The following is a 16,051-nucleotide window of genomic DNA, read 5'->3' as shown; positions in this document are numbered from 1 at the left end:
GGGTGCTTCCTGAGCGTCCGCTGTTACCGAATCCGGACGTATGAGCGGAACCCGCTCGTTCGTCGCGTCCTCTCAACGGGTGACCACCCAGGACGCGACGAACGGGACTGTTATGCGCGCCATCACCCGAAGGGGAGCACTCGGACTCGGTGCCGGGGCCGCCGCCGCTGCCGGACTCGTCGGATGCGGGAGCCTGACGAGTACCGAACCCTCTCCCGCGGGCGGCTCCGGCAAGGGCGGCCCGGGCAGGAAGGGCTCGCCCAAGCCGACCGCCACCGCCCGCCCCATCGGCGACGGCTCCACCTCCTTCACCGGCAAGCAGCCCCACCAGCCCGTGAAGCCCGTGCCGCTGGAGCCGGGCCAGGAGCCGCCGCAGTTCGTCGTCTTCTCCTGGGACGGCGCCGGCGAGGTCGGCAACGGCCTGTTCCCCCGCTTCCTGGACCTCGCCAAGGAGCACGGCGCGTCCATGACCTTCTTCCTCTCCGGGCTGTATCTGCTGCCCGAGTCGAAGAAGCGGCTCTACGACCCGCCGAACAACCCGGTCGGCGCCTCCGACATCGGCTACCTCACCGACGAGCACGTGAAGATGACCCTCGAGGGCGTCCGCCGGGCGTGGCTGGAGGGCCACGAGATAGGCACCCACTTCAACGGGCACTTCTGCGGCGGCTCCGGCTCGGTCGGCAACTGGACGCCCGCGCAGTGGCGCAGCGAGATCGACCAGGCGAAGAAGTTCGTCAAGGAGTGGCGGACCAACACCGGCTGGACCGACCTCGCGGCCCTGCCCTTCGACTACGACAAGGAACTCGTCGGCGGCCGCACGCCCTGCCTCCTCGGCCAGGACAACCTGCTGCCCACCGCCAAGGCGCTCGGCTGGCGCTACGACGCCTCCTCGCCGGGCGGGCGCCAGGTGTGGCCGCAGAAGAAGCAGGGGCTCTGGGACCTGCCGTTGCAGCAGATACCTTTCCCCGGACGCGGTTTCGAGGTCCTTTCCATGGACTACAACATGCTCGCCAACCAGTCGGTCAACTCGACCAACGCGCCCAGCTACAACTACCCGGGCTGGCGCAAGCAGTCCGCCCAGGCGTACATACAGGGATTCCAGCGGGCGTACGAGACGAATCGCGCCCCCTTCTTCGTCGGCAACCACTTCGAGCAGTGGAACGGCGGCATCTACATGGACGCCGTCGAGGAGGCCTTCAAGCACATCGCGGCCGAGAAGGAGAGCGGCGCGGACGTCCGCCTCGTCTCCTTCCGCCAGTTCGTCGACTGGATCGACGTACAGAAGCCGGAGATCCTCGACAAGCTGCGCACCCTGGACGTCGGCCAGGCGCCGGTCGGCGGCTGGAAGGAGTTCACGAAGGACACCGCGAGCTCCCCGAGCTCCCCGAGCCCCACCGGAACCGCCGCCTGAAATGCGGGTTCCGGCCCGTGAGGGGGGTGCGCAAGATCCCCGGAACGGACATGCGAAACTTTTCACATGAGTGCCAGCCGCACCCCCGCGTCCCTCGCCGTCGCCGCCGCCGCGACAGTGCTGCTGTCCGCCTGCACCTCCGGAGGCATCTCCGGAGGGGGCGGTGACACCAACTTCATCATGGGCAAGGACGGCATCTCCACCGTCGAGAAGGGCGAGCGCGACGCGGCCCCCGACCTGTCCGGCAAGACCATCGACGACCAGCAGCTCTCGCTGTCGACGTACAAGGGCAAGGTCGTCGTCGTGAACGTGTGGGGGTCCTGGTGCTCCCCCTGCCGCGCCGAGGCCCCCGGCTTCCAGAAGGTCTCCGAGGACCTCGCGGCCCAGGGCGTGCAGTTCGTCGGCATCAACGTCGCCGACCCCAAGGTGCAGAGCGCCCGCGCCTTCGAGAAGGGGTTCGGCGTCACCTACCCGAGCCTGTACGACCCGAGCAGCAAGCTGATGCTCCGCTTCAAGAAGGGCACGCTCAACCCGCAGGCCATCCCCTCCACGCTGGTCATCGACCGGGACGGCAAGGTCGCCGCGCGCTCGCTGGCCGCGCTCAGCGAGGAAAAGCTGCGCAAGATGATCGCTCCGGTCCTCGCGGAGAAGTGACGTGAGCGCGCTCACCACCCTCGCCGCGGCGGACGGCTACAACGGCACGGTCCTCAACGGCGCCCTGGTCCTCGCCCTGCCCATCGCCCTGCTCGGCGGGCTCGTCTCCTTCTTCTCCCCCTGCGTCCTGCCGCTTGTCCCCGGCTACCTCTCCTACGTCACCGGCGTGACCGGCACCGACCTGGCCGAGGCCCGGCGCGGGCGGATGGTCGCCGGCGCATCCCTGTTCGTCCTCGGCTTCACCGCCGTGTTCGTCTCCAGCGGCGCCCTGTTCGGCTACTTCGGGCAGACCCTCCAGGAGAACCAGGGCGTCCTGTCCAAGGTGCTCGGCGTCCTCATGATCGTCATGGGCGTCTTCTTCATGGGCCTGATGCCCTGGATGACCGCACGCGAGTTCCGCTTCCACAAGAAGCCCGCCACCGGGCTCGTCGGCGCCCCGCTGCTCGGCGCGCTGTTCGGCATCGGCTGGACCCCGTGCATCGGCCCCACCCTCGCCTCCGTGATCGCCCTCTCCTCCCAGCAGGGGAGCGCGGGCCGCGGTGCCATACTGACCGTCGCCTACTGCCTCGGCCTCGGAGTGCCGTTCGTCCTGGCCGCGGTCGCCTTCCGCAAGGCGCTCGGTGCCTTCGGCTGGGTCAAGCGCCACTATGTCTGGGTGCTGCGGGCCGGCGGCATCATGATGATCGTGACCGGACTGCTGCTGCTGACCGGTGCGTGGGACCGCATCGTGCAGGACATGCAGTCCTGGTCCGCCGGCTTCACTGTGGGGATCTGATCCATGAGCAAGACCACGACAAGCGACGAGACGGCGGCCGCCCCCGGGGAAGGGGACCTCGGCGCCGCCGGCTCCCAGCTGTCCACCGCGCCAGCCGAGTCCCTCGCGAGCGTCCCCGGCCTCGGGGTCGTCGGCTGGGCCCGCTGGTTCTGGCGCCAGCTGACCTCCATGCGGGTCGCCCTGCTGCTCCTGCTGCTGGTGGCGCTCGGCGCGATCCCCGGCTCGCTGATCCCGCAGACCGGCCAGGACGCCACCAAGGTCGCCGACTTCACCAAGGCCCACCCCACCCTCGCGCCGGTCTACGAGAAGCTGGGCCTCTTCCACGTCTACAGCTCGGTGTGGTTCTCCGCCGTCTACATCCTGCTGTTCGTCTCCCTCATCGGCTGCATCGTGCCCCGCACCTGGCAGTTCGTCGGCCAGCTGCGCAGCCGCCCCCCGGGCGCCCCCAAGCGGCTGACCCGGCTCCCGGCGTACACGACCTGGCGCACCGAGGCCGAGCCGGAGCAGGTCCGCGAGGCCGCCCTCGCCCTGCTGAAGAAGCGCCGCTTCCGCGCCCACCTCGCGGGTGACGCCGTCTCCGCCGAGAAGGGCTACCTCCGCGAGGTCGGCAACCTCGCCTTCCACATCGCGCTCATCGTGATGCTGGTGGCCTTCGCCTGGGGCCAGCTCTTCAAGTCCGAGGGCAACAAGCTCCTCGTCGAGGGCAACGGCTTCTCCAACACCCTGATCTCCTACGACGACTTCAAGTCCGGCAACCTCTTCGGCGTCGACGACCTGAACCCGTTCAGCTTCAGCCTGGACGAGTTCAAGGGGACGTACGAGACGACCGGCCCCAACAAGGGCACCGCCCGCACCTTCCAGGCCGCCGTCACCTACAGCGTCGGCGCCTACGGCAAGGACCGGAAGGACCTCATCAAGGTCAACCACCCCCTGGAGATCGACAACTCCAAGGTCTATCTCACCGCCCACGGCTACGCCCCGGTGATCACCGTCCGCGACGGCAAGGGGAACGTCGTCTTCGACGACGCGGTGCCGCTGCTGCCGCTGGACTCCAACGTCACCTCCTCCGGTGTCATCAAGGTCCTCGACGGCTACACGAACGCCAAGGGCGTCACCGAGCAGCTGGGCATCTCGGCCTTCTTCCTGCCGACGTACACCACCGGCAGCGAGACCGCCTCCACCTTCCCGGCGCTGAACAACCCGGTGCTGAACCTGGCGCCGTACCACGGCGACCTCGGCGTCAACTCGGGCATCCCGCAGAGCGTGTACCAGATGGACAAGACCCATATGAAGGAGTTCAAGGACTCCAAGGGCGCCCAGCTGCGGGAGAACCTCAAGCCCGGCGAGACCATGACGCTCCCGGACGGTGCCGGTACGGTCACCTACGAGGGCACCAAGCAGTGGGCGAACTTCCAGATCACCCAGCAGCCCGGCAGCGGCTCGGCGCTCACCGGTGCGACCGCCGCGATCTTCGGCCTGGCCGCCTCCCTCTTCATCCAGCGCCGCCGGGTGTGGGTGCGCGCGGTGAAGGGCGCCGACGGCGTCACCGTCGTCGAGATGGCCGGCCTCGGCCGCAGCGAGTCCGCGAAGGTCCCCGAGGAACTCGGCGATCTCGCCGCCATCCTGTACGACCAGGCCCCCGGGGCGCCCGAAGACCCCGACACCCCCGAACCCGAAGTCGTACCTGCCGAAGGGGCTGAGAAATGACTCTCGCCGCCGCAACCGAGCTGGCCGCCGCCACCAACGAACACCTCGCGAGTATCAGCAACACGCTGATCTACTCCGCGATGGCCGTCTACACGCTGGCCTTCTTCGCGTACATCGCGGAGTGGCTGTTCGGCAGCCGCAGCAAGGTCGGCCGTACCGCCGCCGCGCTCACCGCCACGGCGCAGGCCAAGACGCAGGGCCCCGCGGTCACCGTGAAGAAGGGCGGCTCCACCGCCGTACTGGAGCGCCCGAAGGTCGTCGTGCGCTCGGCGGCCGGGGCGCGGGACGTGCCCGACGGGCCGGGCGCCCACGGCGGGGACGAGCAGGGCGACATGTACGGCCGGATCGCGGTCTCCCTCACGGTGCTCGCGTTCCTGGTCGAACTCGGCGGGGTGATCGCCCGCGCGGCCTCGGTGGAGCGGGCGCCCTGGGGCAACATGTACGAGTTCAACCTCACCTTCTCCACGGTGGCCGTCGGCGTGTACCTCGGCCTGCTGGCGCTGAAGAAGAACGTCCGCTGGCTCGGCCTCTTCCTGATCACCACGGTCCTGCTGGACCTCGGCCTCGCGGTCACCGTCCTCTACACGGCGAGCGACCAGCTGGTCCCGGCCCTGCACTCGTACTGGCTGTACATCCACGTCTCCACCGCGATCTTCTGCGGCGCGGTGTTCTACGTCGGCGCGGTCGCCACGATCCTCTACCTCTTCAAGGACTCCTACGAGAACAAGCTGGCGACCGGCGGCAAGCCCGGCAGGTTCGCCAACTCGGTCCTCGACCGGCTGCCCGCCTCCGCGTCCCTGGACAAGTTCGCCTACCGCGTCAACGCGGCCGTCTTCCCCCTGTGGACCTTCACGATCATCGCGGGCGCGATCTGGGCGGGCGACGCGTGGGGCCGCTACTGGGGCTGGGACCCCAAGGAGACCTGGTCCTTCATCACTTGGGTCGCCTACGCCGGCTACCTCCACGCCCGCGCCACGGCCGGCTGGAAGGGCCGCAAGGCCGCCTACCTGGCCATGATCGCCTTCGGCTGCTGGCTCTTCAACTACTACGGCGTCAACATCTTCGTGACCGGCAAGCACTCGTACGCCGGGGTCTGACGCCGGGGTCTGAGCACCTACGGCGAGGAAGAGGGGCGTGGAGACCGTCACACGGGGCGCTGCTGGTTCTCGATGTACTGACTCTCACATCGGGATTTGGATTCCAGCGCGGTGAAATAGGCCAAATGGTAGAGTAATCGCGTGGCTACGGAACGTGTGCGAGAGAAGCGGCAGTTCGGGCACCGCGCCCGGCTGGCACTGACCCCTGCACAGATCCGGCTCGTCGACGCCCAGGCGCACGCCGCCCGTACGACGTGGAACCTCCTGCATGGCTGGTGGACGATGCTGCCTCAGGGCAAGCGCACACTTGCCGCGGCGGACGCCGCGATCCGCCAGGCGCGCAGGGACATCGACTGGCTCGCGGCCCTGCCCGCCCAGGCCGCCCAGGCGGTGCTGAAGACCTACTTTCAGGCGTGGAGGAACTGCTGGGAGGGGCGGGCCGAAGCGCCGAACTTCAAGGCCCGTTTCCGCACGGTGATGAGCGTGGACGTCCCGCAGGGCCGCGACCTGCAGATCAAGCGCGTGCACCGCCGCTGGGGCATGGTCAACATTCCCAAGGCCGGCCGTGTCCGCTTCCGCTGGACCAAAGACCTCCCCATCGGCAAGACCGCCGGCACCGACAACAAGATCACCGGCGCCCGGTTGGTCAGGGACACGCTCGGCTGGCACATCGCCTTCCGCGTCCAGACCCTGGGCGCCGTGCCCGAGCCGCACACCGGTCCCGAGGTCGGCATCGACGCCGGAGTCAACATCCCGCTCGCCCTGTCCGACGGCCACCACCAGGACCACGGCCGCCCCGCCCGCCTCCCGGACGGCACAGCCGACCGGGACAAGTGGCTCAACCCCAATGAAAAGGCCAAGCTGCTCCGCCTGGAGCAGCGGGCCGCGCACCGCAAGAGCTTCCGCAAGCCGGGGCGGAAAACCTCCAACCGGCTGAAGCGGACCTACGACCAGATCGCAAGCCTCCGCGCGACAGCCAAGCGCAGGGCGAGTGACTGGCAGCACCAGACCACCACCCACCTCGCCCGCACCTACGGCGTGATCGTGGTGGAAAAACTGGACATCCCGAACATGGTCAAGAGTGCCAGAGGCACCATCGAGAACCCGGGGAAGAACGTCGCCCAGAAGTCCGGCCTCAACCGCTCCATCAGCCAGGAGGCGTGGGGACGCACCGTGACGATGCTGACGTACAAGGCCGCCCGCCACGGGGGCACCCTGCACAAGGTTCCCGCCCCCGGCACCTCCCGGCGCTGCTCGATGTGCGGCTTCACCACACCGGGCAGCCGGGAGTCCCAGGCCGTGTTCGTATGCAAGAACGAAGGCTGCGGATGGTCCGACAACGCCGACCACAACGCCGCACAGAACGTCTTGCACCTGTACCGGATGGGCCACGCGCTCGTCCCGGCTGCCGGAAGGGCAGTCGTCAGGCGCCCCCGCGGCGTCAAGCCCACCACCGCAAGGTAGGAGGGAATCTCCCGGCATCAGCCGGAAGAGCACTTCAAAACCACGCCTGCCGGCTCTCGGCTCTCTCGCGTCGTCGCGGCCCTAGGCGTATTGATCACGGCCTGAGTCGCGACGCCTCGGGGCAGCTCAAAACAGGCCTTAACGGGTGCGTGACGCCCTCCCAAGGGTCACCCTGGTGTCATGCACCTCCAGATACGGCTCCCGGTTCCCATGGAGGCGGTCTGGCCGGCGGTGAGTACGCCGGGCGGGCTGGCGGCCTGGTGGGCGGAGGCAGACGTGCTCGAACCCCGGCTCGGTGGCGCGGTCGTGCTGCGGGGGCCGGGGGAGGGCCGGGTCACCGCCTGGGACGTGGACCGGGTCGCCGAGTACACCTTCCCGGCGATCGGCCGCGTCCGCTTCCATCTGGAGCGGGACGGGGACACCGCCTCGCTGCTGCGCTTCACGCACGACTTCCAGGGCGGAGAGCCGCCGGACTCCGGGGCGGAGCCGGCCTGGCAGGCTCGATTCGAATATTTGAGCGAGTTGCTCGCGGTGTCCGAGGGGCGCCGGGACGTCTAGGACGGCGACAGGGGGTCGCGGCGGGCCGTCGCTGTCGGTAACGACTTGCCTCAGAGCTGTGCACCGTAGTTAATGATGCCGTAGTTAATGATGCTCGGAGAGTGACGGGGATCACCGGCAACTCGCTCAACTCATGGGGGACTTGATGACAACACCGGAACCTTCGGGACACTTCGACGTCCCGCCTCCGCCCCCCGCGCCGCCGACGCGGTTACCGGGACTCGAACTGCGGGTCAGCAAGCGGCTGCTGTGGGTCGGCGGGGCCTGCTATCCGCTGGCGAACGTCGCCCGCGTGTACACCCTCACGATCCATCCGCGCCGCAAGGAGGCGGTGCTGCGGTTCGTGAGGACGCTCCTGATCACCGGGGCCGTGGCCCTCACCCTCACCGTGCTCAGCGGCATCACCATGGTCGCGGACCGGGACACCGGCAGCGGGCTGATGACGTTCGTGTGGCTGGGCTCCGTCGGTGTGGTGGTGTACGCCCTGGTCGAGATGCTCCAGGTCCTCGGCGCGCAGTCGCACTACGTGATGGCCGTCGAGACCTCCGGCCCCTCCCAGGCCGTGGTCACCAGCCGGGACCCGCACTTCCTGAACCAGCTCGTCGGTCAGATCGCCCACGCGATCGAGAACCCCGAGACCGAGTTCCAGGTGCGGGTGGAGAGCATCACGATCAGCCCGCAGAACTACTACTTCGGCGACAACGTCAACATGTACGGCGGCAGCGGCAACGTGGGGATGGCAGGCGCATGAGCACGCACAACTACTACGGCGACAACGTGAACATGGTCGGTGGCACCGGCAACATCGGCATGATCAAGAACCAGGGTGTCGCCCCGGCCGCCCCCGCCTCCCCCGAGCTGGAGGCGGCGGTGGGTGAACTGCTGGCGCTGCTGCGGGAGTTGCGCCCGCAGATTCCGGCGGCCAGCGCCCAGGCCCTCGACGAGTCGGTGCCCGCCCTCACCGCCGACGCCACCGCACCCCCGCAGGAGCGGCACCGCGCTCTCCTCGCCGTCGCGGGCATCGCGGCCACGATCGGCGCGGTGGGCCAGCCGGTGATCGAGGCGGTGAACAGGGTCCTGGAGCTGCTCGGCTCCTGAGCGGCGCAGTCTTGGACGATGAGGATTTCGGGCGACGCGGCCCAGGAGCCGCGTCGCTCAGCGCAGCCGGGACGACGACAGGATCGACAGCAGATGGGCCGGGACCATCAGCCAGGTGATGGCGGCGATGCCCGCCAGCGCCCAGCGGGTCGGCTCGACGCCCCCGGTCGCCACGTCGGCGAAGGCGACGGCGAGGAGGACCAGGGAGGCCTCGATGCCGTTGGTCACCCGGTGGATCTTGAAGGCGGCGGCGAGCCGGCGTACCGAGGCGACCCCCTGCGAGCGGGGCGCGGCGGCCTCGTCGTCGGCCACGGCGAGCCCGCGCCGGGCCCGGGCCACGTCCACCAGGTCGGTGGACGCCTTCAGCAGGACGACCCCGAGGGCGGTCGCGAGACCGAGAGAGACCCAGCCGTTGAACCCGTGCCAGTCGCCCACCCCCGACTCGGCGGCCCGGAAACCGAAGCCGATCATCAGCGCCGCGTCGGCGAGATAGGCGCCCAGCCGGTCGACGTAGATGCCGGTCGCGCTGTTCTGCCCCTTCCAGCGGGCGACCTCGCCGTCCACGCAGTCGAAGAGGAGGAACAGCTGCATGAACAGGGCGGCGAGCACGGCCCCGGCGAGCCCCGGTATCAGCAGCGCGGCCCCGGAGAGGATCCCGCACACCACCATCGTCCAGGTCAGCTGGTCCGGGGTGACCGGCGTGCGCACCAGCTGACGGGTGAAGCGCAGCGATATGCGCCGCATGTAGAGGCGCCCGGCCCAGTGTTCGCCGTTGCGGCTCGCCAGCTTGGCCTGCGGCTGGCAGACCTCCCGCAGCTCCTCGAGCACCGGAGCAGCAACCATGACCGTTCCTCCCACATACCCCAACTGGACAATTCCCGGGGAATTTTGACACGGTGAGGCGCACCGGCCTGCAATCGAACACGTGGTCGATGATGCCCGTCAGGGAGGCCCTGCCTTGTCCCTCGACTTCTACACCGCCCAGAGCGCGTTCTCCGACCCCGGCGACCTCGCGGACCGCTACACGGACCTGCCCCGCGACCCCGCCCGACTCGCCCGCATCACACGTGACGTGATGATCCACCGTCTGGAGGGCGACCTCTTCGCCCACACCCACCCGGTCGACCGTCTCCACAACGACGCCGAGACCCGCTACATCGACGACATCCTGAGGATCGTCGTCGACCGTGACCCCGCCCCGCTGACCGAGCGGCGCACGCCCGCCGACCGGTTCGTCGGCGTCTGCCGCGACTTCGCCCTGCTGTTCTGCTCGCTCCTGCGGCACACGGGAGTCCCGGCCCGCATCCGCTCCGGCTTCGCCGACTACTTCGGCACGGACGGCTCCGACAGCTTCCGAGGCTTTCACTACGACCACGTCGTCACCGAGTACTGGGACGAGGAGCGGCGGGCCTGGCGGCTGGCGGACGCCCAACTCGTGGGCGGCCCCTGGACGGTGGACTTCGACCCCATGGACGTCCCCCGCGACCGCTTCCTGGTCGCGGGCCGCGCCTGGCGGGCGATCCGCGCGGGCACGGCCGACCCCAGGACCTTCGGACTGCACCCGCCCGAGGAGGGGCCGCTGTGCGGCGAGCGGTTCGTGGCCGGCAACGTACGGCTGGACCTGGCGGCGCTCAACAAGGTGGAGACGCTGCTGTGGGACATCTGGGGAGCGGACGAGGGCGACTTCGACCAGCCCCTGCCGGAAGCGGTCCACGCGCTCTACGACCGTGCCGCGCGCGTCACCGCCGACGACGAGGTGTCCTTCGACGCGGCCCGCGAGCTGTTCGCGCGGGAGGACGGCCTGCGCACCCCCGCGTCGGTCCTGTGCCTGGCCCCCTACAACGGCCCGAGCCGCGTCACACTGCGCTGACCCCGTCCTCGCGGCACGTTGCCCCGGCGGTGCGGCCACAGCACAGTGGAGCCATGAACCCTGTGGATCAGGTCCCCTTGGACCAGGCGACGGCCCGGACCTGGCTGGCCACCGCCGTCGCCGAGGCCCGTGCCGGGCTCGCCGAGGGCGGCATCCCGATCGGCGCCGCGCTCTACGGCCCGGACGGCACCCTCCTCGGCCGCGGCCACAACCGGCGCGTCCAGGACGACGACCCCTCCATGCACGCGGAGACGGCCGCCTTCCGCGCCGCGGGCCGGCAGCGCTCGTACCGGGGCACCACCATGGTGACCACCCTCTCGCCCTGCTGGTACTGCTCCGGCCTGGTCCGGCAGTTCGGTATCTCGCGTGTCGTGGTGGGCGAGGCGGCCACCTTCCACGGCGGCCACGACTGGCTCGCCGAGCACGGCGTGGAGATCGTGCTGCTCGACGACCCCGGGTGCGTCGGGATGATGCGCGACTTCATCGAGAAGAACCCGGCACTCTGGAACGAGGACATCGGTGAGTGAACCGCGCATTCCCACGATCGATCTCACGCCCTGGCTCGGCGGTGACGCGGCGGCGCGCGCGGCGATCGCCCGCACCGTCGACGAGGCCCTCCGGACCGCCGGGTTCCTGCTGGTCACCGGGCACGGCGTGGACCCGGCCCTCCGTTCCCGCATCCGGGAGTCGGCTCGGGCCTTCTTCACGCTGCCGGTGGACGTCAAGCAGCCGTACGCCGTGAAGGTCGGCGGGCGGGGCTGGCTCGGCCCGGGCGCGGAGGCGAACGCCTACTCGGAGGGGACCGAGACCCCGCCGGACCTCAAGGAGTCGCTGACCTTCGCCACCCACGAGCCCTTCTCCGACCCCGTGATCAACGCGGAGTGGTACGCGCCGAACGTCTGGCCGACGGAGGTGCCGGAGCTGGAGGGGCTCTGCGAGGAGTACCTGGGGAAGATGGCGGAACTGGAGAAGCAGCTGCTGTCGTTGCTCGGGGAGGCCCTCGGCCTGGAGCCCGACTTCTTCTCCCGGCACATGGACCACCCGACGTACGGCTTCAACATCAACTGGTACCCGGGCACGGACGTCATGGGCGACCCGGAGCCCGGCCAGTTCCGCATCGGCCCGCACACCGACTTCGGCACGGTCACCATCCTCGACCGGCAGGCCGGCAAGGGCGGACTCCAGGTCTGGACGGAGGAGGGCGGCTGGGAGGACGCACCGTTCGATCCGGACGCGTTCACCATCAACATCGGGGATCTGATGGCCCGTTGGACGGGTGACCGGTGGCGGTCCGGACGCCACCGCGTCCTCCCGCCCCCGGCCGACGAACCCGCCGAGGAGCTCATGTCGCTCGTCTACTTCGGCGAGTGCACCCCGGGGACTCTCGTGGAGTCCGTACCGGCGCCGGTGGGCCGGGTGGCGTACGAACCCGTCGACTCCCACGTCTACCTGCGGGAGAAGCTGGACTCGATCACCGTCGACCAGGACCTGTCCTAGGGCTGTGCCGGTTGGACCAGTCGGGTGGTCGAGACGACCCCGGGCAGCGCGCGCTCGCCCGTGAGCAGTGCCTCACCGCCGGCCTCGCCCTTGAGGTGCTTCTCGAAGAAGGCGGTGGCGTACGACGTCAGCGCGTCCTGCTGGGTCTTCGGGGCCAGCTCGCGATCGGGGCAGGTGCTGTCGTCCTCGCCCAGTGCGGCGGGCGGGGTCCACCGGGTGTTGAAGAAGTTGTGGTTCCCGTCGCGCAGCGAGACCGAGTACGCGGGCTGTGCGGTGCGCCCTTGGACGTCGTCGAGGTACGCCTGTCCCGCCTCCCCGACCGCGCCGTCACAGCCGGAGGTCACCACGGCGACGGGAGTCCGGGTGACGAGCGTGTCGCTGTTGTCCCCCTCCGGGTCGTCGAACTTCACCGGCGCCAGCGCCAGTACGGCCCCGACGCGGACCCCGGCCGGGACCTCTCCCCGGTGCTTGTCCGACGCCTGCCACATCACGGCCTTGCCGCCCCGGGAGTGCCCGAGCGTCCCGACGCGCCGCATGTCCACGTGCCCGCGGAGCGCGGGGAGCCGCTTGGCGAGAGCACCGCGGCCGTCGGCGAGCTGCCGCCACAGACGCAGGTGCTCGTTGATCAGCCGTGCGCGGTCCCCGTAGTCGAACGACTGCATGTTGATGCCGTCCGCGCTGAGCGACACGACGACGAAACCGCGCTCGGCGAGGCTCTCGGCCAGGTAGTCGTAGCCGCGGTGACTCGGATACGCCTCACCCTTGTCGCAGGGCCAGGCCTCGGCCTCCCGGTCGGTGCAGGCGAACCAGGACCCGTGCGAGACCACCACCAGCGGCAGCCGTCCGCTCACCAGGGCCGGACGGTGCACCACCGCGCGCACCTCGCTGACCGTACCGGTGACGGGGTCGGTGAACGCGGTGTCCCCCAGGTCGTAGGCGGCGGTCACGGTCCGCCCGCCGACGCTCGCGCTGTCCACCGCGCTCACCGCGCTGACGGCGCTCGCACCGGTCAGAGCCGTTCCCAGCAGCAGAGCGGCGACCAGGGCCGCGCGTGTCAGTCGTTGTCGCGTCATCCTCGTTCTCCTGTCCCGGCGGATCGGCTGTCCCTCCGCCGCACCCTTGAGACGCCGCAAGGGGCGCATCGGTTGGGACCGAAATCCCGCCAGGGGCTGGTCGGCGTTCCCGGCCGGAGTCCATCGGCCCTGATATCGCGTTCTGGCATTTTTGATAACGGGGCCGATCCAAGAAGCCCGCGGCCCCCCTCACCGTGTCTGACCCGCGCGGCCGAAGCGGGTCGCGAGGTCGGCGAAGGCGTCGGCCAGTTGGGGTGGGCCGATGACCTCGATGTCGGTGTCGAAGTGGCCGAGGGTGGTGGCGAGGCCCGTCCAGGACCAGGAGCCGAGGGTGAGACGGCAGTGGTGGGGGCCGAGTTCCTCGACGATTCCGTCCTGGGCGTAGGGCGCGACGTCCGCGGCCGGGAGGTGCAGGATGACCTCGCCTCGGCATGGCCACTCGGTGGTCGTGCCGTCGTTGCCGCGGAACCGGCCGGTGATGAAGGTGGAGACGTCGCCGCCGGGGAGTTCGCGTGGGGTGAAGCGGGGGCCGGTGGGGGTGCGGGGCCGGACGCGGTCGACGCGGAAGGTGCGCCAGTCCTCACGGTCGAGGTCCCAGGCAACGAGGTACCAGTGATCGCGCCAGGTGACCAGGTGGTGGGGTTGTACGCGGCGCGGGCGCGGGCTGTCGGAGCCCGGCGTGTAGTCGAAGCGGAGCTCCTCGCGGGCGTGGATCGCGCGGCTCAGCTCCAGCAGGACCTGGGGGTCGAGGCCAGGGGTGTCGCGGGCCGTGGGCGGCGGAACGGCGGTGATGCGCAGCAGGTCGATGCGGTGGCGCAGCCGAGTGGGCATGACCTGGCGGAGGGTGGCCAGGGCGCGGGCGGCGTCCTCGGCGATGGTGGTGACGCTGCTGCCGGTGGCCGCGGTCTGGAGCGCGACGGCCAGGGCGACGGCCTGGCCGTCGTCGAACAGCATGGGCGGCAGCTGGGCGCCCGCCTCCAGGCGGTAGCCGCCGGCCGGTCCCTTGACGGTCGTGATCCGGTAGCCGAGTTCGCGCAGACGGTCGATGTCACGCCGCACGGTCCGCGAGGTGATGTCGAGACGCTCGGCGAGATCCTCGCCGGACCAGTCCCGGTGTGTCTGAAGCAGCGAGAGCATCGCGAGCAGCCGGGAGGACGTCTTCTGCATGAGATCCATTGTCAGGGAAGTACAGGACACGCCCTGTCCGCTACCTCCGCCAGGGTGGGTTTCACCACCGAGGCACCGAGGCAAGGAGCAGACCGTGTCCGTCACGACCACCACCCACCTGAACTTCCGGGGCACCGCGCGCGAGGCGCTGGACTTCTACCGGTCCGTCTTCGGCGGCCGTACCGTCGCGGTCACCTACAAGGACGCCGGCGCCGTACAGAACGAGAGCGAGGCGGACTGGGTGATGTGGGGCGAGGTCGCCGGCGACAACGGCTTCCACGTCATGGCGTACGACGTGCCCTCGCAACTCCCCTGGAACCAGGGCGAGAACCCCTTCTTCGTCTCCGTACGCGGTGACGACGCCGACGAGATCAGCGCCCTGTGGGGCAGGCTCGCCGACGGCTCGACCGTCGTGCGCCCGCTGGAGCCCGCGCCGTGGGCGCCGCTGTACGGCATGCTCACCGACCCCTTCGGTGTCACCTGGGTCCTGGACGTCACCGCCCCGTACAACGGCTGAACCGGCAGCGACTCCTGGGAACGCCATGACCGTCCTCGACAGCCGCGCCCTCAACCGGACCACCCTCGCCCGCCAGCACCTGCTCACCCGCGTCAGCGGCACGTCCGTGCCCGAGGCGGTGGCCCACCTGTGCGGCATGCAGGCGCAGGAGCCCCAGGAACCGTTCATCGGGCTGTGGTCCCGCCTGGCCGGCTTCACACCCGGCCAACTGGACGAGGCTCTGACCGGCCGTACGGTGGTGCGCACCCACCTGATGCGCCGCACCGTCCACCTCGTCACCTCCGACGACGCGCTCGCCTGGCGGGCCCGGCACGACACCATGCTGCGTCAGCGCGTGCTGGGCACCTACCGGCGCGAGCTGGCCGGCATCGACTTCGACGAGGTCGCCGCCGCCGGCCGCGCGGTCATGGCCGACCGGCGGCCCCGCACGATGAGCGAGCTCGTACGAGCCGTCGAGGACCGCTGGCCCGGCCCGCCCCGCCGGGTCCTGGGCGAGCTGCTCGTCGCGGCCCTCGTCCCGATGGCCCAACTCCCGCCGCGCGGCCTCTGGCAGCAGACCGCCGGCGTACGCAACCTGCCGCTGGCCACCTGGCTGGAACGGGACATCGACCCCCTCCCCGCCGGGGACGGCGATCCCGTCGGGCAGCAACTGCTGCGCCGCTACCTCGCCGCCTACGGGCCCGCCGCAAGCGCGGACCTACGGGCCTGGTGCGGCCTCGCCGGACTTCCCGCCGCGGTCAAAGCCGCCCGCGCCCGGGAAGAACTCGTCGTCCTCCGCGACGAACGCGGCCGCGAGCTGCTCGATCTGCCCGACGCGCCCCGCCCCGACCCCGACACCCCGGCCCCCGTCCGGTTCCTGCCGGCCTTCGACAACGCCGTCCTCGGCTACCACCACCGCGGCCGCATCATCGACGCCGCCCACCTCGGCCTGTCCGTCGCAGGCCACCGTATGGTCCTGGTCGACGGACGCGTCACCGCCACCTGGACGGTGCGCGACCACCACCTCCGCATCACCCCCCTCCGCCCCCTCACCCCGGGGGAAGAGGAAGCCGTCCACGCCGAGGCCGAGGACCTGACCGCCTTCCTGGACGCAGACATCGACGAAGTGGTGATCGAGTCTCAGCGACACGCCGTGTAGACGGCGTGTCGCTGAGACTGAGCGC

General features: G+C 70.3%; 17 protein-coding genes. 14 read left to right on the top strand and 3 right to left on the bottom strand.

The window, feature by feature from the left end; translation table 11 throughout:
* Window positions 1-112: 112 nt before the first annotated feature.
* The 9 genes from ACLZN2_RS33780 (at window position 113) to ACLZN2_RS33740 (ending at window position 8,764) form a co-directional block, all read left to right on the top strand.
* Entirely contained in the window at window positions 113-1,411 is a 1,299-nt protein-coding gene (locus ACLZN2_RS33780) for a hypothetical protein (protein WP_416983318.1), read from the top strand.
* 66 nt (window positions 1,412-1,477) lie between these two features.
* On the top strand, window positions 1,478-2,065 hold the full coding sequence (locus tag ACLZN2_RS33775; RefSeq protein WP_416983215.1) for a TlpA family protein disulfide reductase: 588 nt from the start codon (window positions 1,478-1,480) through the stop codon (window positions 2,063-2,065).
* 1 nt (window position 2,066) lies between these two features.
* Entirely contained in the window at window positions 2,067-2,840 is a 774-nt protein-coding gene (locus ACLZN2_RS33770) for a cytochrome c biogenesis CcdA family protein (protein ID WP_416983214.1), read from the top strand.
* 3 nt (window positions 2,841-2,843) lie between these two features.
* The gene (resB, locus tag ACLZN2_RS33765) at window positions 2,844-4,547 is read left to right on the top strand and encodes a cytochrome c biogenesis protein ResB (protein ID WP_416983213.1); all 1,704 of its coding nucleotides are present in this window, start codon (window positions 2,844-2,846) and stop codon (window positions 4,545-4,547) included.
* On the top strand, window positions 4,544-5,644 hold the full coding sequence (ccsB, locus tag ACLZN2_RS33760; protein WP_416983212.1) for a c-type cytochrome biogenesis protein CcsB: 1,101 nt from the start codon (window positions 4,544-4,546) through the stop codon (window positions 5,642-5,644). The genes resB and ccsB overlap by 4 nt, the downstream gene beginning before the upstream one ends.
* Before the next feature lie 141 nt (window positions 5,645-5,785).
* Complete coding sequence (locus tag ACLZN2_RS33755; protein WP_416983211.1) at window positions 5,786-7,108, top strand: RNA-guided endonuclease InsQ/TnpB family protein; 1,323 nt, start codon at window positions 5,786-5,788, stop codon at window positions 7,106-7,108.
* 180 nt (window positions 7,109-7,288) lie between these two features.
* Window positions 7,289-7,666 carry an SRPBCC domain-containing protein gene (locus ACLZN2_RS33750; protein WP_416983210.1) on the top strand — a complete coding sequence of 126 codons (378 nt, stop codon included), beginning with the start codon at window positions 7,289-7,291 and terminating at the stop codon, window positions 7,664-7,666.
* A 145-nt stretch (window positions 7,667-7,811) separates the two neighbouring features.
* Window positions 7,812-8,417 (top strand): DUF6232 family protein, encoded by a 606-nt coding sequence (locus tag ACLZN2_RS33745; RefSeq protein WP_416983209.1) that lies wholly within the window; start codon window positions 7,812-7,814, stop codon window positions 8,415-8,417.
* Window positions 8,414-8,764: a hypothetical protein gene (locus ACLZN2_RS33740; protein WP_416983208.1), complete on the top strand. Its 351-nt coding sequence runs from the start codon at window positions 8,414-8,416 to the stop codon at window positions 8,762-8,764. The genes ACLZN2_RS33745 and ACLZN2_RS33740 overlap by 4 nt, the downstream gene beginning before the upstream one ends.
* A gap of 57 nt (window positions 8,765-8,821) precedes the next feature.
* Here the strand turns inward: ACLZN2_RS33740 and ACLZN2_RS33735 are convergent, their stop codons facing one another.
* Window positions 8,822-9,607, bottom strand: a complete 786-nt coding sequence (locus ACLZN2_RS33735) for a CDP-alcohol phosphatidyltransferase family protein (protein WP_416983207.1) — start codon at window positions 9,605-9,607, stop codon at window positions 8,822-8,824.
* A 115-nt stretch (window positions 9,608-9,722) separates the two neighbouring features.
* Here ACLZN2_RS33735 and ACLZN2_RS33730 point away from each other — a divergent pair, with 115 nt between their 5' ends.
* The 3 genes from ACLZN2_RS33730 to ACLZN2_RS33720 are packed head-to-tail and all read left to right on the top strand — an operon-like array spanning window position 9,723 to window position 12,131.
* Entirely contained in the window at window positions 9,723-10,634 is a 912-nt protein-coding gene (locus tag ACLZN2_RS33730; RefSeq protein ID WP_416983206.1) for a transglutaminase-like domain-containing protein, read from the top strand.
* A gap of 53 nt (window positions 10,635-10,687) precedes the next feature.
* On the top strand, window positions 10,688-11,161 hold the full coding sequence (locus ACLZN2_RS33725; RefSeq protein ID WP_416983205.1) for a nucleoside deaminase: 474 nt from the start codon (window positions 10,688-10,690) through the stop codon (window positions 11,159-11,161).
* A complete protein-coding gene (locus ACLZN2_RS33720; RefSeq protein ID WP_416983204.1) occupies window positions 11,154-12,131 on the top strand; it encodes an isopenicillin N synthase family dioxygenase in 978 nt (325 codons plus the stop codon). Before ACLZN2_RS33725 ends, ACLZN2_RS33720 begins: the two co-directional genes overlap by 8 nt.
* Here the strand turns inward: ACLZN2_RS33720 and ACLZN2_RS33715 are convergent.
* Window positions 12,128-13,204, bottom strand: a complete 1,077-nt coding sequence (locus ACLZN2_RS33715) for an alpha/beta hydrolase family protein (protein WP_416983203.1) — start codon at window positions 13,202-13,204, stop codon at window positions 12,128-12,130. The two genes, ACLZN2_RS33720 and ACLZN2_RS33715, sit on opposite strands and share 4 nt — an antisense overlap.
* A 189-nt stretch (window positions 13,205-13,393) precedes the next feature.
* A complete protein-coding gene (locus ACLZN2_RS33710; protein ID WP_416983202.1) occupies window positions 13,394-14,371 on the bottom strand; it encodes a helix-turn-helix transcriptional regulator in 978 nt (325 codons plus the stop codon).
* 94 nt (window positions 14,372-14,465) lie between these two features.
* Here ACLZN2_RS33710 and ACLZN2_RS33705 point away from each other — a divergent pair, with 94 nt between their 5' ends.
* Together ACLZN2_RS33705 and ACLZN2_RS33700 are read left to right on the top strand one after the other, a co-directional pair.
* The gene (locus ACLZN2_RS33705) at window positions 14,466-14,888 is read left to right on the top strand and encodes a VOC family protein (RefSeq protein ID WP_416983201.1); all 423 of its coding nucleotides are present in this window, start codon (window positions 14,466-14,468) and stop codon (window positions 14,886-14,888) included.
* A gap of 25 nt (window positions 14,889-14,913) precedes the next feature.
* Window positions 14,914-16,026 carry a winged helix DNA-binding domain-containing protein gene (locus ACLZN2_RS33700; RefSeq protein WP_416983200.1) on the top strand — a complete coding sequence of 371 codons (1,113 nt, stop codon included), beginning with the start codon at window positions 14,914-14,916 and terminating at the stop codon, window positions 16,024-16,026.
* Window positions 16,027-16,051: the final 25 nt, after the last annotated feature.

It is taken from the genome of Streptomyces sp. T028 (assembly GCF_048159505.1).
Taxonomy (GTDB): domain Bacteria; phylum Actinomycetota; class Actinomycetes; order Streptomycetales; family Streptomycetaceae; genus Streptomyces.
This window is presented reverse-complemented; position numbering and strand designations above follow the sequence as displayed.